Origin of the sequence: Leifsonia sp. P73, assembly GCF_051059105.1 — a bacterium.
Taxonomy (GTDB): domain Bacteria; phylum Actinomycetota; class Actinomycetes; order Actinomycetales; family Microbacteriaceae; genus Leifsonia.
Window position 1 is genome coordinate 2566491 of the sequence record NZ_CP194931.1, and the last position, 23356, is coordinate 2589846.

The following is a 23356-nucleotide window of genomic DNA, read 5'->3' on the forward strand; positions in this document are numbered from 1 at the left end:
TAGGACCGAGCCGAGGCAACCCTGCGTGACGACATCTTTGCTGCACCGAGCGGACTTCGTCTGGGGCGACCCAGCGCATTCGTTCTGCCTCGTCGACGCGGAACAGATTTCGCGGGATCGACCTTTCAGACAGCAGGCCGAAGCAGCCCGTCGAAGGCTCGCTTTTCGAGACGACGATGCCGTCATCGCAGGCGCTGCTCCGTTCGACCCTGATTCCGCGGGGGTGCTGTGGGTGGGCACGCCGAGGCCCTTCACGGTCGTACGAGCGGCAGCGGCGAACCGTTCGCCGAAAGCGGGCCAGGTCGAGCAGCGCTGGGAAACGAGGGCGTTGACGCCCGAAGCCGACTTCATCGCTTCAGTGGGGAAAGCGCTCAGGCAAATCCAGCTCGGTGTACTCGACAAGGTGGTCTTGTCTCGGGCGGTCGAGGTCGTCGGCCAGGTCGACATCGATCTCGACCGACTGCTCGGGCGGCTGGCGGAGGACTCTTCCGCGCTCTCCTTCGCCTTCCGAGACGGTGATCGACGGTTCATGGGCGCCAGTCCCGAGGTCCTGGTGTCCAAGAGGGGCTCGGTCGTGGAATCCGGCCCCCTTGCGGGTTCCGCCGCCAGAAGGGGCGATGTCCGCGACGACATCAACGCCGTACAGGCGCTCCTCAACTCGCCCAAAGACCTCGCTGAGCATGCTTTCGTGGCCGAAGGCATCTCCGATCGGTTACGGCAGGCCGGGAAGGTTGCGATCGATGGCCCCCATCTCCTCGAGACGGCGTTCATCTGGCATCTCAAGAGCACTGTTCGGGCCGATCTCGATCCGAGCGAGAGTCGGGATTCGCTCGCCTTCGCCGAGCTTCTGCACCCCACTGCGGCTGTCTGCGGGTTGCCCGGCGAAACTGCCCGACAGTTCATTCGAGAGGTCGAAGCGCGTGACCGGGGCTTCTACACCGGCTACGTGGGGTGGCAGAACAAGCGAGGGGACGGCGACTGGCGGATAATCCTCCGAGCCGCTAACGTCTATGCTAGGTCTGCAATTTTAGATGTTGGAGCGGGAGTCGTTCGCGGCTCCGAGCCGGCTTCTGAATATGCCGAGACTGCACTGAAGTTGCGTCCGATGCTGCAGGCTCTGGGAGCCAGCGCCGACATCTGATGAGTTTTGGCCGAGGGAACTATCTCGTCGGCCCGGGGGAGAACAATGAGCGATGCCACCGTTCCGCTGGCTCGGTATCTATTCGAGCGGTTGGTGCAACTAGGCGTCGACAGTGTGTTCGGATTGCCCGGAGACTTCTCCCTGGCGCTCCTCGATGAGCTCGAGACTTTCGACGAGCTGGCCTGGGTGGGTGCCGCCTCTGAACTCGGAGCTGCGTACGCCGCAGACGGCTACGCGCGTGCTCGCGGACTGGGGGTCCTGGCCACGACCTTCGGGGTCGGCGAGTTGGGAGCATCCGGCGCAGTCGCGGGGTCCATGGCTGAAGACGTGGGCGTGCTTCACATCGTCTCCTCACCGACGACCGCAGCCATGTCGGCGGGCGCTCTCGTGCACCACACGCTTGCGGATGGAGACCACTCGCGGTTCCTTCGCGTCGCCGCAGAGATCACACATAGTCAGCACGTCGTAGGGCCACGATCCGCTGCCCTGGACATCGATCGTGCGCTCAGCCAATGGACCGCCTCTCGCCTGCCGACTTACCTGCTCGTTCCCCAAGACCTCTCGCTCGCTCCTGTTTCGCGGGCTTCGCTCGAACGCCCGATCGCCGTGATCGGTCAGAAGAGCGACAAGCGTGAGTCAGCGCGTGCGCTGATTGCGGACTACTTCGATCGGTTCCCGTCTGCTATTGCGGTGATGGGGCACCTGATCGCGCGATGGGCGCGCACCGATCTGGCCGCCATCCTCATCGAACGCGGCACACGCATGGCGACATTGCCCAATTCGAAAGGCGTCGTGGATGAGTCTGTGAACGGCTACCTCGGTGTCTACAACGGCAAGCTGTCGAACTCGGCCATCCGTGACGCGGTCGAGGGCCAGGACGGTCGTGTCCTGATCGGCTGCACGCTCGCGGACACCACGACGGGCGGCCTGAGCCACGCGTTCGCACCAGGCTCCACGCTTGTGGTCTCCCGCGACGGGCTGCGCTGGGGTGGACAAACTCTTGAGGGCGTTCGCTTCGTCGAACTACTCGACCTTCTATCCGACCAGTGGCCCAAGCGGCAAGAGTGCCTCATCACGATCCCGGCTACGCCCCCGCTTGCGTCGATCCGGCCGCATGTTCGAGACGCGGCGCTGACACAAGACCAGTTGTGGGCGTCGATAGCCAGTTCGCTGCCCCGGCACACCCGGCTCTTCGCCGACACCGGCACGTCCCACTATGGCGCCTTGGACATCGCCTTTCCCGACGACACCGCCTTCGAACCCGCTCCGATTTGGAGCGCAATCGGCTATTCGCTTCCCGCTGCTCTGGGCGCGGCGATCGGCGATCGTTCACGACGGGTGGTTGCCGTAATAGGAGACGGAGCCACTCAATTAGTGGCTCAGGAGTTCGGCCTCATCCATCGCGAACGGCTCAACCCTGTCGTCATTCTCGTTAACAATGACGGCTACACCGTGGAGCGCGTCATTCGAGGTCCCCGGGCCGGCTACAACAGCATTGCAACCTGGGATTGGCCTCGTGTGCCCCGCGCATTGGGAGTTCCGGAGTCGTCACTGACGATCGACACCGTCCGCGATTCGAGGTCCCTCGCTGAAGTGCTCACGAAAGCGTTCGACGATCCGACCCGCGCTTATTTCATCGAGGTCATGACCGATGCCCTCGACGCCCCTCCGACGTTGGCGAGGATGGCTGAGATGCTGCGAGCAAAAGCGATGAAGGCCGAGGTGAAGGCGTGACATCGGTGACGATCCGGAAAAGCCGGTCCAGGTCAGCGATCCGCTCGATTGCCTGATCGCGCTGAGGGAGGCCGTGGGGCAGAGCTCGGCTTTCCTGTTCGAATCCCTCGCGGGGCCCTCGATCGATACGCGGAACTCCCTGATCGGCATCACCGGATTGCTCGAAATCTCGGTGCACCGCGGGCGAGTCACGCTGAAGGGCCTTCCGAGAGTACGACAGTCGACTCAAGCTGCTCTGCTCGACGCCGGGGTGGTTCGTGTCGTCGAAGAAGAACTCGTGCTGTGCGACGACGACGCCCTCTGGCGGCTTCCGCGGGCGGTCGAAGCGACCTTCGACTTCGAGGGCGATCCAGATGAGTTCGGATTCGGACTGCTGGTCTATTACGGCTACGACGCTGTGCGTTACATCGAGCAGTTGCCGCGCACGATTCCCGATGGGGATGACCCTGTGCCGGACGCGGTCTTCAGTCTCGTTCATGGTCTGGTCAACGTGGACCTGGAGACCAACACGGCCGTCATCACGATCGCCGAATCGCCGATCTGGCCAGGGTTGGACATCGAGCAACTCGTCGAGCAGATCGAGGCAACTGGTAGCCGACACGACGATGATGGCGCCCCGGTTCCGGTGCCGCCGCCCATCGGGATCACAGACGACGTGGACGAAGCGGAATTCGTTCGCCGAGCGAATATGTGTCTCGAGCACATTCGCCTCGGGGATATCTATCAGGTGCAGCTCGGCCACGAGATCACGGTGAAGACCGACGCTGATCACATGGACGTGTACCGCCGGCTTCGCTGGCGCAATCCGTCTCCGTACATGTGTCTCCTCCCGATAGCCGACAGGGTCGTTGTCGGCGCGAGCCCGGAGCTCTTCGTCCGCGCCGGTGGAGGCACCGTGACGATGCGGCCGATCGCAGGCACGACGCGTCGACACGAGAGTGAAGACGAGAATGTGCGGGCCGTCAGAGGTCTCCTCGCTGATCCGAAGGAGCGCGCGGAGCACATCATGCTCGTGGATCTCTGCCGCAACGATCTCGGTCGCATCGCCGAACCGATGAGTGTCGATGTTCCCGATCTCATGGTCGTCGAGACGTATTCGCACATGTTCCACCTCGTTTCGAATGTTTCAGCGCGCGTCCAGGATCACTTCGACGTCTACGACGTCATTCGAGCAAGCTTTCCGGCAGGGACGATGACGGGTGCCCCGAAGGTTCGAGCGATGGAGATTATCGAGGGCCTCGAAACGAGTCGACGTGGTCTCTACGCGGGATCGTTCGGCATCATCGGGTTCGGAGGGTGGAGCATCCTGGGGCTCGCCATCCGCATGGCTGCGCACTCCGCAGGGAGCTACAGCCTCCGCGCGTCGGCGGGTGTGGTGTCGGATTCCGTGCCGTCGAACGAGTGGCGAGAAACCCTGACCAAGCTCGGAGCCACGTACTGGGCAGTGACGGGGGAGGAACTGGTTTGAGAACTCTGCTCATCGACGCCTTCGACAGTTTCGTCTTCATCATCGATCAGTATTTGATGGGCCTGGACGCTGGTCCGACAGTGGTCCGTTCCCGAGCAGGGATGGTCGATCACGTTCAGGAAGTCCAGCCTGACCTGCTTGTCCTCGGCCCCGGACCGGGGCATCCGCTCGACTCCGGGCATGTCCAACTCGTCCACGCGTTCGCGGGCCGCATTCCGATCCTTGGAGTATGCCTCGGGCATCAGGCGATAGCTGCGGCGTTCGGGGCGGCAGTCGTGCCGGCAGCGCATTTGATGCATGGCAAGACGAGCAGCATCGACCACGACGGACGGGGAATGTTCTCGCTCTCGTCCCCGGGCCAGCGCGTCACGAGGTACCACTCGCTCATCGTGGAAGAGAGCACCGTGCCGCCCGAATTCGAGATCACTGCGCGTGCGCGCGACGACGGATACATCATGGGGCTCCGTCATCGCACCTTGCCGATCGAATCCGTGCAGTTTCATCCGGAGAGCATCACGACAACCCACGGGACCGACCTCTTGCGATCGTTCCTCCGAACGCACGTGTCGGTGTGGGACGAGCGACAAGGTCTGTGATGGCCTCGCTCGAGGGCAGCCCGGTCGTCGTCGCAGTAATCGGCTCGGAGCGGACTGACGGAGATACCGCTGCCGTCGTTCGCTCCTGCCGTGGGCATCTGGAGGAGCGCGGGATCCGGTTCGAAACGGTCGTGCTCGCAGAGCAGTCGATGATTCCGTGCGGACCGTGCGGCGGCTGCAATTTCCGGGATTCGCACTGCGAGATAGACGATGACGTTCCGGCGATCGTTGATCGCCTGATCTCGGCCGATGGCATCATCTACGCCGTCCCTGTGCATGGTTTCGGGACCGCGTCACTCCTTCAGACGTTCATCGAACGCGCCGGCGTCGGCTATCTGCGCTTCGAGCGTCCGTTGGCTAACAAAGTCGGAGGAGTCATCGTCGTGGGCCGGAGATACTCCCACCTGGACGTCGTTTCGCAGCTTTATCACAACATGATGCTCAATCGCATGCTGCTGGTCGGAAGCGGATTTCCCGCCATCTTCTCGACAGAGACCGGCAGGCCACCGCTCGACGACGCCGAGGGTGTGGTCGCGCTCGAGGCGATGCTCGACCGTATGGCCGAAGCGATCTGGCTGCTCAGAGAACACGAACAGGCGTTCGGGCGCACGATGAGGGTTCCGGGCTCAAAGGAGAGGGCGTCATGACGATGACGGGGGTAATCGTTGTGACCGGAGCGACGGGCGACATCGGACGGACGACACGAGCTCAGCTCGAGGCTGACGGCTACCGTACTGTCGGGATCGATCTCGCAGGCGACGAGTCCGAGGGCCTCTTCCGCGCGGATCTTGCCGAGCCTCGGGCGGTTTCGGAGGTCTTTGCGACAATCGCTGCCGAAAACGGCCGGCTTTTCGGGTTGGTCAATTGCGCAGGGGTATATGAAGCCCTCGATGCGGCGACAACCACTCTCCCTGACTTCGAACGCATCTGGAGAGGGAACGTCGTGACGGCCTGGTTGGCGTCCCAGTCGTTTGCCGAGTATGCGCAGGATGGTGCGCGCATCGTGAATCTCGCCTCGATCAGCGGCCAACATGGGAGCCTCGATGTGGCGTACGGAGCAGCCAAGGGCGGCGTTCTCGCGCTGACGAAGAGCCTCGCGCTTCATCTGGCTCCGCGCATTCGCGTCAACGCCGTGGCGCCGGGCGTCGTGGATGGCTCGATGGCGTCGCGCATCCCGGGCGATCGTCTCGAGAGCTATCGCTCCTCCAACCTGCTGAAGCGTCTGGGACGCCCCGAGGAGATTGCGCACATGATCTCACCGCTTTTTGGACTTGCAGGCGCCTGGACAACGGGGGCTGTCATCGAAATCAACGGAGGAATCGCATGAAAACAGAAGGCGCGACTGAGGTGACCGCTCTCCGAGATGGTAGTGCGTGGCTACCGGGACCTCGCGACGACGACGATTTCGTGGGACGCTTCACCGAGATCGCCGAGCGTCACTATGCGCGTGCGCTTTCCGCAGGGGCGCTGAACGAGTGGCGTTCGCAGCAGCTCGGTCGCGTCCTCGCAAAAGTGACGGAGCGTTCGCCGTTCTACAAGCGACACCTTGCGGGTATCGACGTCGCTTCGATCAGTCTCGACACTCTCTCAACCCTTCCTTTCACGACGAAGCAGGATCTGCGTCGTGAGATGTTCGATGTCCTGTCGGGGGATGTCTCGGAGGCGACGTTCTTCTATGAAACGACCGGAACGACGGGCAGGGCGACCCCGTGCCCGAGAGACGACAAGGAGGTCATCTCCAGCAATACCCACATCACGGAGTCGTGGCGCGCGATCTTCACCAAGCATTTCGGGCATCGCCGTCCCTCCGTGGGACTCATGGGACCGACCGAGGTTCATTCGTTCGGTGACACGCTCGGCGATGTCGCGAGAAACGTCGGTTCATGCAATGCGAAGATCTGGCCGTACTCGCCGGTGGTGGGGTTCAAGAAAGCTCTCGAACTCATGCGAGACCTGCGTCTCGAGGTGATCGTGGCAACTCCAGGCGTGTGCTTGAATCTCGCTCGAGCTGCGCGGCACTACGGGTTCGACATTGAGCGCGACTTCTCAGTCAAGCTCTTCTTCTTGACGGGGGAGATGTGCACTCCCGCCCTGGCTGCCAACGTCGATGCCATCTGGGGCGTCACGGCGTACAACATCCTGTACGGGTCGCAGGAGGCTTTCGTGATGGGCGTCGCCTGCCCCTCCCGGAACATGCGGCTCGCTGAGACCAACTACATCGTCGAAGTCATCGATCCGGAGACGTCGGAGAGCCTCGGTGAACGCGGGACAGGCGAACTCTGCGTGACGATGGTCGCCGATGGCATCAAGCCGCTCGTGCGCTACAGAACCGGTGACCTCGTGCGCATCACGGATGACGCTGCGCACGAGGGTGACCTCCCTGGGGCGCAGATCGAGGTCATCGGCCGGGTGCTCGACCAGCTCGTCGTCGGAGGAAATCAGGTCGCTGCCGCGACGATCGAAACGGCCGTTCTCGATGGCGTCACCGACTGCTACGGATATCAAGTCGTCATCGACCGCGATCCCGCGACCGGCTCCGATGTCGTCACGGTGCGAGTGGAGCTGACAGATCCGACGGCGGACCACGTCGCAGCGCAATCCCGAGCGATCGTCGATCGGTTCCGAACGGACCTGGGCGTCCGTTGCGAAGTTGAGGTGCTCGAGGAGCTCGATGCTGTTGTGAGCACTGGTGCCTTCGTCAGCTGGAAGGCGGCGCGCATTCTCGACCGGAGGTGCGAGCCCGGCCATGAGGAGCGTGTCGCCAGTCAACTCGCGAAGGGGAGGGGGATCAACTCATGAGCAACCCGCATGCCCCGATCCGCACGGTCCCTCGATCGATTCCCGGAACCGGGGTCGCTGCAGAGTGGCTGCACGGTATTTCGCGTGCGCGGGGACGGATTCGGATCGCATCGATCGGCCCCACGGGTACGAGCGCCCACGACGTGCTCGCTGAGTTGACGCGGCGCCTTCCTCCCGAGGGTGCCTCCCTCCTAGAGATCGAACTCTGTTCTTCATTCGAAGTCGCCTTGGAGCAGGTACTGGATGGCGCAGCCGATTATGCGCTCGTCCCCAGTGCGTACCGAGACGCGACCGCATTCCATTGGAATCCGCTCCTGGAACTGGCATGCGTCCTCGTGCACCGAACTCCTGATTACGGCCTGGCCGTCAAGCCGAACAGGCAGCTCCCGGAGCCCGGTGGGCTGGTTGTCGCCGCGATGCCCGAAGTGCAGGAAATCTATGCCCAGCTCGCTCCCGACGACGTCGCGGGGCGTCCTCACGAGTTCAGAAGCGCGTCATCGACCAGCGACGCAGCCGCCATCGTCGGTGATGGTGCAGCGGATATTGCTGTATGCAACGAGCTTGGCAGGCAAGAGCACGAGCTGGCGTGGCTCAGCAAACGACCAGGGGCGGAGATCGTCTGGATGCTCTTCGGACTTCGTACGGAATAAGCGCGCCTCACCCCGCGTGCGCGACCGAGAACAGCACCAGCCCCACCAGCGGCGGCGCCCCCTGCAGCAGTGCCGCGCCCCAGAACCGCCGCCCCGTCGTGAGCAGCACGATCGCGGCCAGGACCATGCACGCCCCGGTGAAGAACATCAGCCCGAAGCCGACGTGCCGCAGGGTCGTCCAGTAGAGCACGAGCCCGACTGCGGCGCCGCCCGCCAGGAACAGGTTGTAGAACCCCTGGTTGTAGGCCATCGGCCGCACCACGTCCGCGTCCCGCTGCGTCGTGAGCCCGAACCGGCGCCAGACGTTCGGCGACGACCACAGCATGCTCTCCATCGCGAAGAACACGAGGTGCACGACCGCCGCGAGCGCGATGAGGACGGAGGCGAGGATCGTCATGGGGGGAGACTACGCTGCGTGGTGATGGAATCGCTGCAGGCATCCTGCGCCATCTCCGGGGGTGGACCCGCCGGGATGATGCTCGGGCTGATCCTCGCCCGCGCCGGGCTCGACGTGGTCGTGCTGGAGAAGCACGCCGACTTCTTCCGCGACTTCCGCGGCGACACCATCCACCCGTCGACCGTCGGGGTGCTCGGCGAGCTCGGACTGCGGGACGCGTTCCTCGGCCTCCCGCACACCAGCATCCGCACGCTCGACGCCGTCGTCGACGGCACCCGGCTGCATCCGATCGACTTCGGGAGGCTGCCGCCGCCGGACGACTTCCTCGTCCTCGCGCCGCAGTGGGACTTTCTGACCTTCCTGGCGGAGCAGGCCGGGCGCCATCCGAATTTCCGGCTGCTCCTGCGGACCGGGGCGACCGGGCTGATCCGCGACGGCGACGCGGTGCGGGGCCTGACAGCCGAGGGGCCGGACGGCCCCGTGCGGGTGGAGGCCGACCTCACCGTCGCGGCGGACGGCCGCGACTCCGCCCTCCGCGCCGCCGCGGGGCTGCGCCCCCGGCGGTTCGGCGTGCCCATCGACGTCATCTGGTTCCGCCTCCCGAAACCCGCGCAGACCCAGCCCTCGACGCTCGCCTACCTCGGCGACGGCGCGATGGTGATCACGATCGACCGCGGCGACTACTTCCAGACCGGCCTCGTGATCGCAAAGGGCGGCATCGACGCGCTGCGCTCCGCCGGTCTCCCGGCGTTCCGCTCGGCCGTGGCGGGCGCCGCCCCGTTCCTGCGCGAGCCGCTGGAGACGATCACCGACTGGGAGCCGCTCAAGCTGCTGAGCGTCCAGATCGACCGGCTGCCGCGCTGGTACCGGCACGGCTTCCTCGCCATCGGGGACGCCGCGCACGCGATGTCCCCGGCGTTCGGCGTCGGGGTCAACTACGCCATGCAGGACGCCGTCGCCACCGCGAACGCGCTCGCCGCACCGCTGCGCGACGGCCCCGTCGACCTCCGCCTCCTCGACGCCGTGCAGCGCCGCCGCCTCCCGCCGGTCGAGTGGATGCAGCGCATCCAGCTCGCCGCCCATCGCGGCATCTCCCGCCCCGGCGCCGGCCCGCTGCTCCCGCGCTCGCCGTCGCCCGCGCTGCGGCTGGCCATCGGCGCGGCCACCCCCGTCGCGCAGCGGCTCACCGCGCGCCTGATCGGCCGCGGCCTCCGGCCCGAGTCGGTCGCGCCCTCCCTGCGCTGAGCGCGGCTACGAGAACAGCATGAGCACGATGCCGATCAGCGGCAGGATGCCCTGGATGAGGGCCGGCCGCAGATACCCGCGCCCGGTGGTCACGAGCACGACGGACGCCGCGAGCATGCTGCCCATCGTGAAGTAGATGAGCGCCAGCCCTGCCGCGTGCGCCCCCACGCCGAACAGGATGAGCCCGATGATCGCGCCGATCGCGAGGAACAGGTTGTAGAACCCCTGGTTGTAGGCCATCGGCCGCGTGGTGTTCGCCGCCGCCTGATCGGCGACCCCGAACCGCTTCCACACGGCGGGCCGCACCCACCCGACGCTCTCCATGAAGAAGATCCCGACGTGGAGCGCAGCAGCCAGCGTGACGACGACGGTTGCGAGGACGATCATGCGGTCAGCCTAACGGCAGCGACGCGGATCACGCCCGAACGTCGACCACCGTCCGCCCGCGCAGCCGCCCGGCCAGGATGTCCTCCGCCGCCGGGATGGCCTCCGCGAGCGGGACGAACCGCGTCATCGCGGCGAGCGCCTCCTCGTCCAGGTCGGTCGCCAGCCGTTGCCAGGCCGTCTCGCGGAGCGCGGCAGGGGCCTCAACGGAGTTGATCCCGACCAGCGTCACCGCACGTAGGATGAACGGCATCACGGTCGCCGGGAGGTCCGGCCCCTGCGCGAGCCCGCACGCCGCGACCGTCCCGCCGTACCGGGTCTGCGCGAGCACGTTCGCGAGAGTGTGGCTGCCGACCGAGTCCACGGCCCCCGCCCACTTCTGGCTCTGCAGCGGCCGCCCCTCCAGGGACAGCTCCGCCCGGTCGACGATCGCCGTCGCCCCGAGGCCGGTGAGGTAGCCCCCCAGCTCGTCCGGCCGTCCCGTGGAGGCCGTGACCGGATAACCGAGTTTCGCCAGCAGGGCGATCGCGACCGACCCGACCCCGCCGGCGGCTCCCGTGACCAGCACACTCGATCCCGCGGCGTGCACCGCCTCGGGCTCGATCCCGTTGCGCTCCAGAGCGAGCACGGCCAGCATCGCCGTGAACCCCGCGGTCCCGATCGCCGCGGCCTGCTCGGAGCTCAGGCCGTCCGGCACCCGGACCAGCGCATCCCCGCGCACCCGCGCCCGCTCGGCCAGCCCGCCGTGATGACTCTCCCCGATCCCGTCGCCGTTGAGCACGACCCGGTCGCCCGGCCGCCAGCGCGGATCGTCGGAGGCCTCCACGACGCCCACCAGGTCGATGCCCGGGATGAGCGGAGACACCCGCGCGACGCCCGGCTTCCCGGCGATGGCGAGCCCGTCCTTGAAGTTGAGGTCGGAGAACTCGACCGCGATCGTCACGTCGCCCGGCATGAGGAAGGCGTCGGTCAGTCGCCGCACCTCGGCGGTGTGCGCGAGGATGCGGGACCCCTCCTTCTCCTGTTCGATGACAATGGCGCGGAAGTCGGTCATTCTTGTCCTTCTGTCGTGGGGGATGGGGGTGGCGGTCGCGCCCGGCTCAGTTCAGCACGGGGACGTCCACCGGAAGCTCCCCACCCGCGTACAGTTCCGCCGCCGTCCGCTGCACCGCGGCGAGCGCCACGCGCTGCGGCCACGGCCCGTACGAGACGCGCGCGACCCCGAGCTCGTGCAGCCGCGCCGGCGGCAGCGAGCCGGGCACCGCGATCACGCTCAGCTTCCGCGCGCCGAGCCCGGCGACGAGCTGCGTCACCGTCTCCTCGTCGAGGCGCCCGGGAACGAACACGCAGGTCGCACCTTCGTCCAGGAACGCCCGGCCGCGCCGGATCGCCTCCTCGGTCTTCTCCGCCGCTATCGGGTAGGCGTTCCTGATCCACACGTCCGTGCGCGCGTTGAGCGCGAACGGCACGCCCTCGGCGTCGGCCGCCGCGACGGCCGCCCGCACCTGCGCGACGGCCTGCTCGAACGGACGCACCTGGTCCTCCAGGTTCGCCCCGACCGCGCCCACGCCGATCGCCCGGCGGATCGTCTCGCCCGGGTCGCCGTACCCGCCTTCGAGGTCGGCGCTCACCGGGAGGTCGGTGGTCGCGACGATGCGCCCGACCATGTCGAGCATCAGGTCGAGCGGGATGTTCTCGCCGTCCTCGTACCCGAGCGTCGCCGCGATCGAGTGGCTGGCCGTCGCGAGCGCGCGGGTCTCCGGGAGGGCGGCGACGGCTTTGGCGCTGATCGCGTCCCAGACGTTGACGACCTGCAGCAGTTCAGGGGCGTCGTGAAGACGGCGCAGCTCAGCGCCGCGTTCGGTGATGGAGGTCATGACGCCACCCTACGACCCGCGCCCGGCGCGCTCTAGGATGAGCGCATGGCGGGTGCCGCTGAGCCGGAGGGGCCGCCGCGAGCGGAGCCCGCGGCGGGCGGGGCAGGGCCGCGCGAGGTGCCGGCCGCCCTTCCGGCGACTGGCGTGCCGGGTCCGGCCACCGTCTCGCCCAGCCCCACCAAGACCCTCTCGGCCACCGGCCGGCGCGTCTCTGTCAACGCCGTCGTCGACAACGTCTTCTTCGTGTTCGGCGGCGTCGCGGCCGTCTGGCTGGCGTGGCTCATCTTCACCGAGAGCTTCGCGTGGGGCTGGTTCCTGCTCCTCTTCTTCGTCGTCTTCTGGATCGTCCTCGCCTACCTGGTGCTTCCGCGCCTGCACCGCATCCTCACCCAGATCTACGTGCCGGACTACTTCATCGGCCGCGCCCGCACCAGCGACGGCCTCCTCGGCGACCCGATCAACCTGGCGCTGCTGGGGTCGGAGGCGCAGCTCGACGAGGCGATGACCGAAGCCGGGTGGACGCGAGCCGACGACGTGACCGCCGCCTCCAGCCGCCGCATCATCACCTCCACGCTGCTCCGCCGCAGCTACGACGAGGCGCCGGTGAGCCCGCTCTTCCTGTTCGGGCACCAGCAGGACGTCGCGTACCAGCAGGAGGTCAAAGGCAATCCGGCCAAGCGCCATCACGTCCGGTTCTGGCGCTGCCCGGAGGGCTGGCTGCTGCCGGGAGGCCACCGCGTCGACTGGCTGGCGGCCGGGACCTTCGACCGCTCGGTGGGCTTCTCGTTGTTCACGTTGCAGATCACACACAAGATCGACGCGAACACGGACATCGAACGCGACCACATCGTCTCCACGCTGACGAGCGCGGACATCGGGGCGGAGGTCGCTGTGATCCGCGACTTCTCGTCCGGATATCACGCACGCAACGGCGGCGGCGACGCCATCGAGACCGACGGCGACCTCCCTGTCGTCGACCTGACGGAAGTGCTGGTGGAGCCCCGCGCCGTCGCGGTCGCCGCCGGCGCGGACCAACGGAGGATCGACCGCGCCGAGCGCCGCCCGGTGCCGACGACGCTGGGCTTCCTGCTCATGCTGCTCCGCGTGCTGGCGGGCGTGCTGACCGTGGTGCTCACCGTGCTGGCGTGGCCGCTGTTCATCCGGTCGGAGCTCGTGTCCACGACCGGCAAAGCCCTCACCTCCGCGGAACAGCAGAGCGCCGACCTGGTCTTCGGGATCGCGATGGGCCTGTTCGCGGCGGGCCTCGTGTTCTATTTCGCGATCGCCCTGCTCGTCTTCACGGGGAGCAACTGGGCCCGCATCGTCGCAATGTCGTACAGCGCCCTGCTGATCGTCCTCGCCGCGATCGACTTCTTCAACGGCGGCGAGCAGGTCACCCTCCGCACCAACATCCTCGGCCTCCCGCTCGACATCCTGGTGGTGCTCGCCCTGTCCTCCCAGCGCGCGCGGCTCTGGGCCCGACGCCCGCGGGTGCGCCAGCGACGCGGAGGGCCCTCCGCCGCGATCGCTGCGGAATCGGCCACGGCCGCCCAGCAGCCCGCCACCCAGTAGCCGTCACCCCACTTTCACATCAACTTCTTCCCCTCCGCCCCTCCCGCCTTCAGCGCCGACTCCTCCGCATCCAGGAACGCGAGCACCGATCGCACCGCCAGCTCCTGGTATCGCCCTTCGGCCCGCGCTTCGAGGACCGCCTGCCGTTCCGCCGCGATCATCGACCGCCGCAGCTTCCGGTACTCGAGCGGAGCGGGGACCTCCGCGTCCGGGACCGGGTTCTCGAGCGCCTCGGAGAGGAAGACCGCATTGACGCGCAGCCGTTCGATCACCCGTTCGTCCTCCTGCCCGGTCACCCGCGACTCCAGGTGTTCCAGGCCCGCCGCCTGCGCCTCGGCGAGCAGCCGCTCCATCTCGCCCGCCTCCTGCGCGAAGTCCGGCGGCGGCAGCTTCAGGCGCCGGATGACCCACGGCAGCGCGAGCCCCTCCAGCAGCGTCGCCACCACCACGACGAACGCCAGGAACTGCAGGAACTCGCGGTGCGGCGTCGACTCCGGCAGCAGGAACACCGCCGCGAGCGTCACCACCCCGCGGATCCCGGCGAACGACACCGCGATGCCGGTCGGCCACGTCCAGCCGCGCTCGCGAAGGCGTTGCGGCCCGTACCGGTACAGCGCGGTCGTGCCGACCATCCAGAGGAACCGCGCCAGGAACAACGCCAGCAGCACGGCGATGCTGATCCACACCGTCTGCGCCACCGTGATGCCCGAACGGAACGCCGAGCTCAGGATGCTCGACAGCTCCAGCCCGATGAACAGGAAGACTGCGTTCTCCAGCAGGAACTCGATCGTCCGCCAGTTGATGGTCTCCGCGATCCGCGCCTCCGCCGTCTGGATGGTGGGCGACCGGTACCCGAGGTACAGGCCCGCCACGACCACCGACAGGATGCCCGACCCGTGCAGGAACTGTGACGGGATGAACGCCAGGTACGGCGTGATCAGCCCGATGGAGGTGTCCAGCACGGGGGAGCGGAGCTGCTTGCGGATGAGCGAGAGCACCCACCCCACGAGCAGGCCCATCCCGACCCCGACCACGACCGCGATCACGAAGTCTCCGGCGATGGCCCACGGGTTCACGATGCTGACGATCGCGGCGATGCTCGCGTTCAGCGCCACCAGCGCGGTCGCGTCGTTGAGCAGGCTCTCGCCCTCCAGCACGGTGACGAGTCGCCGGGGCAGGTGCGCCCGGCCCGCGATCGCCGTCACCGCCACAGTGTCCGTCGGCGCCACCACGGCCCCGAACGCGAAGGCCGCCGCGACCGTGATCGCCGGAACCACCAGCCACGTCGTGAAGCCGACCACGACGACCGTGAACACCACCAGCCCCACCGAGAGCAGGAGGATGCCGTCGCGCCTGGCGCGCACGTCGACGATCGACGTCTGGATGGCCGCCGCGAACAGCAAGGGAGGCAGCAACCCGTAGAGCACGACCTCCGGCTCCAGCGCCACGTGCGGCACCCCGGGGATGAAGGAAGCGATCGCGCCCACGACCACGAGCACCACGGGCGCCGACCAGTTGACGCGGCGCGAGAGCCCTGTGACCGTGACCGTGACGACGACGAAGGACACGATCCAGACGATGGTGGTGACCGGATCCATGAGGTTCATCTTGGCCGCAACGCGAAAGGGCCAGCAATGGTTCCCGTGAATCGGTGGAGAACCCGTCGATCCCGGAGCCTGTGGAGGACTACAGGACCACAGGACTACCCCCGCGTCACGCAGCGTGCGCGACGCACTCCACCGCATCGCAATCCGGGCACACCACCAGTTGCTCCCGGCACGACAGGTCGCTGCAGTTCCGCATCCGGTCCGTCGCCGTGCCGCACCCCGCGCAGCGCCCGACCACCGCGGAGTGGTCCGAGAACCGCACGGACCCGCGCCCGTCGAAGACGTAGAGCGACCCCTCCCACAGCCCGTCGTCCCCGAAGCGCTCGCCGTAACGGACCACGCCGCCGTCGAGCTGGTAGACCTCGCCGAATCCGCGCGAGCGCATCAGCCCCGACAGCACCTCGCAGCGGATGCCGCCGGTGCAGTACGTCACGACCGGCTTGTCCTTGAGGTGGTCGTAGCGTCCGCTCTCCAGCTCGGCGACGAACTCGCGGGTCGTCGCCACTTCGGGCACCACCGCCCCGCGGAACCGGCCGATCTCCGCCTCGAACCGGTTGCGTCCGTCGAAGAAGACTACGTCGTCGCGGGAGTCCAGGAGCGCGTGCAGAGCGTCAGGGTCGAGCCGCTCGCCTCCGCCGACGACCCCCGACGCATCCACCTGGAGTTCCGACGGCGCACCGAACGACACGATCTCCTCGCGCACGCGTACCGACAGCCGCGGGAAGTCGAGGCTCCCGCCCGAGGCGTCCAGCCCGGAGCCCTCGCTCCACTTCACGTCGAGGTCGTGGAACGCCGCGTACTCCTTGGTCTTGCGCAGGTACCGCTTGAGCGCGTCGAGGTCCCCGCCCAGCGTCCCGTTGATGCCGTCCTTGGACAGCAGGATGCGTCCGCGCAGCCCGAGCGCCTCGCACAGGTCGCGCTGCCACAGCCGCACCGCGTCCGGGTCCGACAACGGTGCGAAGGCGTAATAGAGGAGGACTTTCGCGACGGGCACCGGGGGATGCTAGCAGCGGCGACTGCGAGAACAGACAGATTCGTTAGTCATCCGTTCAGCGGAATGGACCAGAGTTGTTCTATGCGAACCATCGTCATCCTGCCCACGTACAACGAGCGGGAGAACATCGGGCCTGTGGTCGGCCGCATCCGCGCCTCGGCGCCGGAGGTCGACGTGCTCGTGGTCGACGACGGTTCGCCGGACGGCACGGGCGAGATCGCGGACGCGCTCGCCGCGACCGACGCCAACGTCAAGGTGCTGCACCGCGCGGGCAAGGAGGGCCTCGGCGCCGCCTATCGCGCCGGGATGGCCTGGGCGCTCGACGCCGGGTACGACGCGGTGGTCGAGATGGACGCCGACGGTTCGCACCGCCCGGAGGAGCTTCCCGCCCTGCTCGCGTCGCTCGGCCGGCTCCCGCAGGGCGATGCGGCGGACGGCGCCGACCTCGTGCTCGGCTCCCGCTGGGTCCCGGGCGGCGGAGTGGTCAACTGGCCCGCGCGCCGACGGTTCCTCTCCAAGGGCGGCAGCACGTACTCCCGGTTCTGGCTGGGCGTCCCGGCGAAGGACGTGACCGGCGGCTACCGCGCCTTCACCGCCGACGCGCTGCGCCGCATCCACTTCGAGAGCGTCGAGAGCCAGGGCTACTGCTTCCAGATCGACATGCTGCGCCGCGCATACGACGCCGGCCTCACCGTCGTGGAGGTGCCGATCACGTTCGTCGAGCGCGAGCACGGCGTGTCCAAGATGAGCGGCGGCATCGTCGCCGAGGCCATGCTGCGGGTGACCGGGTGGGGCATCGTCGGCCTCCCGCGCCGCTTCCGCCGCCGCCCCGTCCCCGCGACCGTGACGGAGACGACGCAGCGGGCGTAGCGTGAGCGCTATGTCGAAAGATCCGCTGGAGCGCTTCGGCGCCGTTCCCCAGTTCACCGTCACGAGCGACGACGTCGCCGACGACCGCCCGCTCGGCCGCGCGCAGTGGGGCGCGGGCGGAGGCGGTGGCGACGTGTCGCCGCAGCTCTCCTGGAGCGGCTTCCCCGCTGGGACGAAGAGCTTCGCCGTCACCATCCACGACCCGGACGCGCCGACCGGCTCGGGCTTCTGGCACTGGGCCGTCTACAACATCCCGGCGTCGGTGACCTCGCTGCCGTCCGGCGCGGGAACGGAGGGCGGCGCGAGCCTCCCGCAGGGCGCCGCCATGCTCTCCAACGAGCTGCGCTCGAAGAGCTTCACCGGCGCGGGCCCGCCTCCCGGAACCGGCACGCACCACTATCACGTGATCGTGCACGCTCTCGACGTCGACCACCTCGACCTCGACCCGGAGTCGACCCCGGCCGTGCTGGGCTTCAACGCGCACTTCCACTCGCTGGGCCGCGCCGTGGTGACCCCGATCGCGACCGCAGGGGACATCTAGCCGCTCAGTGCTTGTTACCGGTGAGGGCGAGGATGCCGCCGAGCCCGATCATCATCACGCCGCCGGTCGCACCCAGCCGCTCCACCCGCTTCGGTGACCGCCCGAACCACGCCCGGGCGGTCCCCGCGGCGAGCGCCCACACGCTGTCGAATGTCAGCGCCAGCAGCAGGAACACCACCCCGAGCTCGAACAGCTGCACCGGGATGCCGCCCGCCCGGTAGTCGACGAACTGCGGCAGCACCGCCACGAAGAACACCAGCGACTTCGGGTTGGTCACCCCGACCAGCATCCCCTCGCCGATGATCCGCCAGTGCGACCGCCGCGGCGGCGTCGCCTCGTGCGTCACCGCCGTGTGCCTGCGGTGCCGGATGGCCTGCACGCCGAGGTACATCAGGTACGCAGCGCCCGCGAACTTCACGATCGTGAACGCGACCATCGACTGCGCGACGAGCGCCCCGATCCCGAGCGAGACCGCGACCACCAGCGGCAGCATCCCGAGCGCGTTGCCGAGCACGCTGAGCAGGCCGCCGAGCCTCCCGAGGGCCAGCGAGCGCCCGATCACGAACAGCACGCTCGGCCCGGGGATCACGATGAGCGCGATCGACGCGAGCGCGAAGGCGAGCAGGGAGGGCGGCGGGACCATAGCAGGAGCGTAGGCGAGGTAGGTTCGTTACGTGAAGCTCCACAACGTTCGTGTGCACAGAAGCGACGAGAACCTCGCCCGTCAGGACCAGCTCGCCTGGAAGATCGCGGAGGTCGCCGCCGACCCGGTGGAGATCGACTCCGAGGTCGCGGACATGGTGATCAACCGCGTCATCGACAACGCCGCCGTGGCCGCCGCCTCCCTCACCCGCAGGCCGGTCGTGTCGGCCCGCTCGCAGGCGCTGGCCCACCCGCTGCCCGCCGCGCAGCTGGAGGAGCTGACCGCCACCGCCGAGCACCCGCAGGACGGCGCGACCGTCTTCGGGGAGCCGCAGCGGACCAGGGTCAGCCCGGAGTGGGCGGCCTGGGCGAACGGCGTGGCCGTGCGCGAGCTCGACTATCACGACACCTTCCTCGCAGCGGAGTACTCGCACCCCGGCGACAACATCCCGCCGATCACGGCCGTCGCGCAGCACGCCGCCCGCGCATACGGGCTCACCGGCCGCGACCTGGTACGCGGCATCGCGACCGGGTACGAGATCCAGATCGACCTCGCGAAGGCGATCAGCCTGCACGCCCACAAGATCGACCACGTCGCCCACCTCGGCCCGAGCGCCGCGGCCGGGATCGGCACGCTGCTGCACCTGCCTCCGGAGACGATCTTCCAGGCCATCGGCCAGGCCCTCCACACCACGACCGCCACCCGCCAGTCGCGCAAGGGCGAGATCTCCAGCTGGAAGGCGCACGCGCCCGCGTTCGCCGGCAAGATGGCCGTCGAGGCGATCGACCGGGCGCTGCGCGGCGAGACCAGCCCGACCCCGATCTACGAGGGCGAGGACGGCGTCATAGCCTGGCTGCTCGACGGGCCGAGCGCGTCCTACGACGTGCCGCTGCCGGAGGCCGGGGAGGCCAAGCGGGCGATCCTCGACTCCTATACCAAGGAGCACTCGGCCGAGTACCAGGCGCAGGCCTGGATCGACCTCGCCCGCAAGCTCCACACGGAGCACCCGGAGGCCGCCGACCCCGAGCGGGTGGAGAGCATCGTCATCCACACCAGCCACCACACCCACTACGTGATCGGCTCCGGCGCGAACGATCCGCAGAAGTACGACCCCACCGCGTCGCGCGAGACGCTGGACCACAGCATCCCGTACATCTTCACCGTCGCGCTGCAGGACGGCGGCTGGCACCACGTGGAGTCCTACCTCCCGGCCCGCGCCGCCCGCCCCGACACCGTCGCGCTGTGGGGCAAGGTCACCACGACCGAGGACCCGGAGTGGACCCGCCGCTACCACTCGATCGACCCGGCCGAGAAGGCGTTCGGCGGCCGCGTCGTCATCACGCTCGCCGACGGCCGCGTGATCGAGGACCAGATCGCCGTCGCCGACGCCCACCCGCTCGGCGCCCGGCCGTTCGCCCGCGCCGACTACGTCGCCAAGTTCCGCTCGCTGGCGGCGGAGGTTCTGGAGGAGTCCGAGATCGAGCGCTTCCTCGCCCTCGCCGAGCGCCTCCCCGAGCTGTCCGCCGCCGAGCTCGGCGGCCTCACCATCACCGCGCGCCCCGGCCTCCTGGCCGGCGTCCCCGCGCCGAGAGGACTGTTCTGATGCTGTACTCCTCCCTTCCCGCGCACGAGAAGCGCGCGGCGTTCCGGGCGCGGCTGGCGTCCGGCGAGCTGGTGCGGATGCCCGGCGCCTTCAACCCGCTGAGCGCGCGCCTCATCGAGCGCAAAGGCTTCGAGGGCGTCTACATCTCCGGCGCCGTGCTCTCCGCCGACCTCGGCCTCCCGGACATCGGCCTCACCACGCTCACCGAGGTGGCCGGCCGCGCGGCCCAGATCGCGCGGATGACCGACCTCCCGACCCTGGTCGACGCCGACACCGGGTTCGGCGAGCCGATGAACGTCGCCCGCACGGTGCAGACGCTGGAGGACGCGGGCGTCGCCGGCCTCCACATCGAGGACCAGGTGAACCCCAAGCGCTGCGGCCACCTCGACGGCAAGCAGGTCGTGGACGAGGACACGGCGCTCAAGCGCATCCGCGCCGCCGCCGACGCCCGCCGCGACCCGAACCTGCTGATCATGGCGCGCACCGACATCCGCGCCGTGGAGGGTCTGGAGGCCGCGATCGACCGGGCCAAGGCACTCGTGGACGCGGGCGCCGACGCGATCTTCCCCGAGGCGATGGCCGACCTGTCCGAGTTCGCGGCCGTCCGCGCCGCGGTGGACGTGCCGATCCTGGCCAACATGACCGAGTTCGGCAAGAGCGACCTGTTCACCGTCGACCAGCTCCGCGACATCGGAGTCAACATCGTGATCTGGCCGGTCTCCCTGCTCCGGCTGGCGATGGGGGCCGCCGAGCGCGGTCTCGACCAGCTTCTCGCGGAGGGCACCCTGGAGCCGATGCTCGGGTCGATGCAGCATCGCGCCGAGCTGTACGACCTGATTGACTACGAGGGCTACAACGCGTTCGACAACGTGATTTTCGAAACATACAGCAGCCTTCGAGCGGACGCCGACCGGCGCCGGAAGGCTGACTGACCCCACCTACTGCAGGATCATCGTCACGGTGTCGGCGAACGCGATCGGCAGGCTCGCGACGAGCATGCACATCCACTCGCCGGTCGGTGCGGCCGGGAGCGGCGCGCCGAGGTGCGTGGCCAGGTCGCGCACTCCTCTACGGGATGCGGCAGCCGCGATCGCGTCGCGGTTCCAGATCAGGGTGTGCGGTGGTCGTATCAGACCGTCGTCGTGCATCGTGGATTTTCCTTCAGGCGAGCTGTCCCCCTCTAACCGAGGTGATCGAATCGTAAGCGACGTTTCGTAGCTCTTTTGCCACGACTGGAGGATAGGACGACCGGTCGGTCCCCCGACGGGGCGCGCGGTTCCGCAGCCCCCGTCGCACGTGTAACCACAATTGGGGTGCAGCTAGTGAGCGTGCCGTGCGGGCGTCGGACTTCTTACTTGGTAAGCATCCAGCGAACCGAACGGATCAGCGGTCGCCGCCCTTGTGCTGCGGCCGGTCCCTCAGCCAATTCTGGATCGTGCGCGTGCTCAGCCGTGCCGCCTCGGCGATGACGCGAACCGAACCGCCCGCATCCTTGGCGGCGTACACGGCGGCGCGCAACTCGGCATCCGCTTCCTCGCGCCGAGCTCCAGCTTCTTCGAGTCGCCGCATCGCGCCCTCATCGGGGTAGTCGCGCCGGCGTGGAGACACCTGCACAGCGTATTCGCCTCCCTGTGGTGTAGCAATTCTGCTACACGTATCGTAGTATAAGCGCTACGAAACGAAAACCTAGACCGGGAGGTTCACCATGCGCGCACCGCGCGTCACCATCGCCCTCGTGGCCGCCGCGGCCGTCGCCGTGGTCGCCGGCCTTGCGATCACCTCCGCGCAGGCCGCCCCGCACCCTCCGGCGCCCACGCACCAGGTGATCGTGTCGACACCCGTTGCGCCGAGCTCGTCGTCGTCGACGGCCACGCCGACGGCTTCACCTGTCGCGAGCGCCGACGCTGCCCCCGCGCCGGCGCCGAGCCCGGCTCCCGCGTCCCGGGACGCCGCCGCTGCATCGCCTGCGTCCGCTTCGACTGCCGCTGTGCTTCCCGCTCCTGCGCCGTCTCCGTGGCCGCCCTTCAACACGATGCCAGCGCCAGCTCCCACACCAACTCCGCGCCCGAGCGCCGTGCACCACGACTCCCTCCAGCCGGTGACGCTGCCCCCTGTGCCGTCACCGGAGCAGACGTTCAACCCGGCGCCAGCACCCACCACGGGCCCCTGACCGGGGTGTACCGGTGCGTCTGCGCAACCGATACGATCCGACCATGAAGAAACCCGCGCTCGGCGCAGTCGTCCTGGCCGCCGCGCTCAGCCTCACTGCTTGCTCCGGTGGAAGCCCCGCCGCCGCGCACTCGCTTTCCGCTGCGGGAACCGTCTCCGTCCCGGTCGCGATCGTGTTCTCTCAGACCGACGGCAGCGTCGACGAACCGTGCACTGCTGGCGACGGCTACACCGACATCAACTCGGGTGCTCAGGTCGTCATTACGGACGCGTCCGGAAAGACCATCGGCGTCGGGACGCTCGGCGACGGCACGCACGACGCCACGCCCGACAGCACGACGGCCGACCGGTGCCTGTTCCCCTTTGCGGTGAAGGGCCTCCCAGCCGGTAGCAAGTTCTACGGCGTGCACGTCGGCAACCAGAACCGAGGAGTCCTCCAGTTCCGTTCGTCGGAGCTGAAGAACATCCAGCTCACCATCGGTTGACCGCCCGTCAGGGGGTCGACGTACGATCGCCGCATGACGAACGACCGGAAGGCCGCCGACGGCTTCGACGGCCAGTACCCGAAGGCGAACGACGACTGGGCGGCGCGCGCGTACCGCGAGGCGGGCATGGAGCCGCCGTGGCTGCTGGAGTATGAGGACGGCAAGGTCGTCGGCCCGGGGGAGCCAAAGCAGCCACCGGCCCCGCGGCACGAGGCGTAAACGACGAGACCGCCCCGCCCAGCCTCTGAAGAGGCGGGCGGGGCGGTTTCTGTGGTCAGCGACAATATTTGGTGATAGGCTTGTCAACGACAAGTAAATAGAGGAGGTGATAAATGCCCACCGATAAGCGGATTGAGCCGCTTCTGGCGAAGCTCGAAAGCCAGGGCTGGCACATCAAGCCCAAGAAAATGGGATGGATGTGTTTCCCGCCAGATCCGACGCTCTCAGGCGTGCTGATCCACAAGACTCCATCGGATCACAGATGGTATGCAAATGCCCTCTCGCAGCTGAGGCAGAGGGGCTACGAAGGTAGCTAGCGGATGATGGGTGTGGGGGAAGACCACTGGCAGGCGGCTCTTCCC

27 protein-coding genes are annotated in these 23356 nt (G+C 68.0%); 17 read left to right on the forward strand and 10 right to left on the reverse strand.

Translation table 11 applies throughout. The features are described from left to right. Positions 1–25: 25 nt before the first annotated feature. From ACQ86L_RS13185 to ACQ86L_RS13220, 8 genes are all read left to right on the forward strand, one after another. Positions 26–1141: an isochorismate synthase gene (locus tag ACQ86L_RS13185; RefSeq protein WP_434315800.1), complete on the forward strand. Its 1116-nt coding sequence runs from the start codon at positions 26–28 to the stop codon at positions 1139–1141. A gap of 45 nt (positions 1142–1186) precedes the next feature. Further along, a complete protein-coding gene (locus ACQ86L_RS13190; protein WP_434315801.1) occupies positions 1187–2875 on the forward strand; it encodes a thiamine pyrophosphate-binding protein in 1689 nt (562 codons plus the stop codon). Between the two features lie 61 nt (positions 2876–2936). Continuing rightward, the gene (locus ACQ86L_RS13195) at positions 2937–4343 is read left to right on the forward strand and encodes an anthranilate synthase component I family protein (RefSeq protein WP_434318890.1); all 1407 of its coding nucleotides are present in this window, start codon (positions 2937–2939) and stop codon (positions 4341–4343) included. Continuing rightward, on the forward strand, positions 4340–4939 hold the full coding sequence (locus tag ACQ86L_RS13200) for an anthranilate synthase component II (RefSeq protein WP_434315802.1): 600 nt from the start codon (positions 4340–4342) through the stop codon (positions 4937–4939). The genes ACQ86L_RS13195 and ACQ86L_RS13200 overlap by 4 nt, the downstream gene beginning before the upstream one ends. Continuing rightward, positions 4939–5586, forward strand: coding sequence for a flavodoxin family protein (locus ACQ86L_RS13205; protein ID WP_434315803.1), 648 nt, complete (start codon positions 4939–4941; stop codon positions 5584–5586). The genes ACQ86L_RS13200 and ACQ86L_RS13205 overlap by 1 nt, the downstream gene beginning before the upstream one ends. Further along, positions 5583–6266: an SDR family NAD(P)-dependent oxidoreductase gene (locus ACQ86L_RS13210; RefSeq protein ID WP_434315804.1), complete on the forward strand. Its 684-nt coding sequence runs from the start codon at positions 5583–5585 to the stop codon at positions 6264–6266. The genes ACQ86L_RS13205 and ACQ86L_RS13210 overlap by 4 nt, the downstream gene beginning before the upstream one ends. Next, positions 6263–7738 carry a phenylacetate--CoA ligase family protein gene (locus ACQ86L_RS13215; protein WP_434315805.1) on the forward strand — a complete coding sequence of 492 codons (1476 nt, stop codon included), beginning with the start codon at positions 6263–6265 and terminating at the stop codon, positions 7736–7738. The genes ACQ86L_RS13210 and ACQ86L_RS13215 overlap by 4 nt, the downstream gene beginning before the upstream one ends. After that, positions 7735–8388: a hypothetical protein gene (locus tag ACQ86L_RS13220; RefSeq protein WP_434315806.1), complete on the forward strand. Its 654-nt coding sequence runs from the start codon at positions 7735–7737 to the stop codon at positions 8386–8388. Before ACQ86L_RS13215 ends, ACQ86L_RS13220 begins: the two co-directional genes overlap by 4 nt. A 7-nt stretch (positions 8389–8395) precedes the next feature. Here ACQ86L_RS13220 and ACQ86L_RS13225 read toward each other — a convergent pair whose 3' ends face one another. Beyond that, complete coding sequence (locus tag ACQ86L_RS13225; RefSeq protein WP_434315807.1) at positions 8396–8785, reverse strand: DUF1304 domain-containing protein; 390 nt, start codon at positions 8783–8785, stop codon at positions 8396–8398. 24 nt (positions 8786–8809) lie between these two features. Between ACQ86L_RS13225 and ACQ86L_RS13230 the strand changes: the two genes are divergently transcribed. Then, positions 8810–10030 carry an FAD-dependent oxidoreductase gene (locus ACQ86L_RS13230; RefSeq protein WP_434315808.1) on the forward strand — a complete coding sequence of 407 codons (1221 nt, stop codon included), beginning with the start codon at positions 8810–8812 and terminating at the stop codon, positions 10028–10030. 6 nt (positions 10031–10036) lie between these two features. Here ACQ86L_RS13230 and ACQ86L_RS13235 read toward each other — a convergent pair whose 3' ends face one another. From ACQ86L_RS13235 to ACQ86L_RS13245, 3 genes are read right to left on the reverse strand one after another with little or no spacing between them, the layout of a single operon-like run. After that, a complete protein-coding gene (locus ACQ86L_RS13235; RefSeq protein WP_382457681.1) occupies positions 10037–10417 on the reverse strand; it encodes a DUF1304 domain-containing protein in 381 nt (126 codons plus the stop codon). Positions 10418–10445: 28 nt separating this feature from the next. Next, positions 10446–11468 (reverse strand): acrylyl-CoA reductase (NADPH), encoded by a 1023-nt coding sequence (gene acuI / locus ACQ86L_RS13240; RefSeq protein ID WP_434315809.1) that lies wholly within the window; start codon positions 11466–11468, stop codon positions 10446–10448. Between the two features lie 46 nt (positions 11469–11514). Then, positions 11515–12291: an isocitrate lyase/PEP mutase family protein gene (locus tag ACQ86L_RS13245; protein WP_434315810.1), complete on the reverse strand. Its 777-nt coding sequence runs from the start codon at positions 12289–12291 to the stop codon at positions 11515–11517. Positions 12292–12336: 45 nt separating this feature from the next. Between ACQ86L_RS13245 and ACQ86L_RS13250 the strand changes: the two genes are divergently transcribed. After that, on the forward strand, positions 12337–13863 hold the full coding sequence (locus ACQ86L_RS13250) for an LssY C-terminal domain-containing protein (RefSeq protein WP_434315811.1): 1527 nt from the start codon (positions 12337–12339) through the stop codon (positions 13861–13863). A gap of 14 nt (positions 13864–13877) precedes the next feature. Here ACQ86L_RS13250 and ACQ86L_RS13255 read toward each other — a convergent pair whose 3' ends face one another. Both ACQ86L_RS13255 and ACQ86L_RS13260 read right to left on the reverse strand, forming a co-directional pair. Next, a complete protein-coding gene (locus ACQ86L_RS13255; protein ID WP_434315812.1) occupies positions 13878–15461 on the reverse strand; it encodes a Na+/H+ antiporter in 1584 nt (527 codons plus the stop codon). 115 nt (positions 15462–15576) lie between these two features. After that, on the reverse strand, positions 15577–16464 hold the full coding sequence (locus ACQ86L_RS13260) for a rhodanese-related sulfurtransferase (RefSeq protein WP_434315813.1): 888 nt from the start codon (positions 16462–16464) through the stop codon (positions 15577–15579). Positions 16465–16545: 81 nt separating this feature from the next. Here ACQ86L_RS13260 and ACQ86L_RS13265 point away from each other — a divergent pair, with 81 nt between their 5' ends. Beyond that, entirely contained in the window at positions 16546–17334 is a 789-nt protein-coding gene (locus ACQ86L_RS13265; RefSeq protein WP_434315814.1) for a polyprenol monophosphomannose synthase, read from the forward strand. A gap of 10 nt (positions 17335–17344) precedes the next feature. Next, complete coding sequence (locus ACQ86L_RS13270) at positions 17345–17875, forward strand: YbhB/YbcL family Raf kinase inhibitor-like protein (protein WP_434315815.1); 531 nt, start codon at positions 17345–17347, stop codon at positions 17873–17875. A 4-nt stretch (positions 17876–17879) separates the two neighbouring features. Here ACQ86L_RS13270 and ACQ86L_RS13275 read toward each other — a convergent pair whose 3' ends face one another. Next, entirely contained in the window at positions 17880–18518 is a 639-nt protein-coding gene (locus ACQ86L_RS13275; RefSeq protein ID WP_434315816.1) for a LysE family translocator, read from the reverse strand. A 31-nt stretch (positions 18519–18549) separates the two neighbouring features. Between ACQ86L_RS13275 and ACQ86L_RS13280 the strand changes: the two genes are divergently transcribed. Continuing rightward, a complete protein-coding gene (locus ACQ86L_RS13280) occupies positions 18550–20121 on the forward strand; it encodes an MmgE/PrpD family protein (protein WP_434315817.1) in 1572 nt (523 codons plus the stop codon). Then, positions 20121–21053 carry a methylisocitrate lyase gene (prpB, locus tag ACQ86L_RS13285; RefSeq protein ID WP_434315818.1) on the forward strand — a complete coding sequence of 311 codons (933 nt, stop codon included), beginning with the start codon at positions 20121–20123 and terminating at the stop codon, positions 21051–21053. Before ACQ86L_RS13280 ends, prpB begins: the two co-directional genes overlap by 1 nt. 6 nt (positions 21054–21059) lie before the next feature. Here prpB and ACQ86L_RS13290 read toward each other — a convergent pair whose 3' ends face one another. The 3 genes from ACQ86L_RS13290 to ACQ86L_RS13300 form a co-directional block, all read right to left on the reverse strand. Next, entirely contained in the window at positions 21060–21269 is a 210-nt protein-coding gene (locus ACQ86L_RS13290; RefSeq protein ID WP_434315819.1) for a hypothetical protein, read from the reverse strand. 235 nt (positions 21270–21504) lie between these two features. Next, a complete protein-coding gene (locus ACQ86L_RS13295; RefSeq protein WP_434315820.1) occupies positions 21505–21729 on the reverse strand; it encodes a hypothetical protein in 225 nt (74 codons plus the stop codon). 78 nt (positions 21730–21807) lie between these two features. After that, positions 21808–22173, reverse strand: coding sequence for a hypothetical protein (locus ACQ86L_RS13300; RefSeq protein WP_434315821.1), 366 nt, complete (start codon positions 22171–22173; stop codon positions 21808–21810). A gap of 161 nt (positions 22174–22334) precedes the next feature. Here ACQ86L_RS13300 and ACQ86L_RS13305 point away from each other — a divergent pair, with 161 nt between their 5' ends. The 3 genes from ACQ86L_RS13305 to ACQ86L_RS13315 all read left to right on the forward strand — a co-directional run bounded on the left by ACQ86L_RS13305 (position 22335) and on the right by ACQ86L_RS13315 (position 23311). Next, the gene (locus ACQ86L_RS13305; RefSeq protein WP_434315822.1) at positions 22335–22775 is read left to right on the forward strand and encodes a hypothetical protein; all 441 of its coding nucleotides are present in this window, start codon (positions 22335–22337) and stop codon (positions 22773–22775) included. Between the two features lie 33 nt (positions 22776–22808). Next, entirely contained in the window at positions 22809–22994 is a 186-nt protein-coding gene (locus ACQ86L_RS13310; protein WP_434315823.1) for a hypothetical protein, read from the forward strand. A 113-nt stretch (positions 22995–23107) separates the two neighbouring features. Then, positions 23108–23311: a hypothetical protein gene (locus ACQ86L_RS13315; RefSeq protein ID WP_434315824.1), complete on the forward strand. Its 204-nt coding sequence runs from the start codon at positions 23108–23110 to the stop codon at positions 23309–23311. Positions 23312–23356 lie beyond the last annotated feature (45 nt).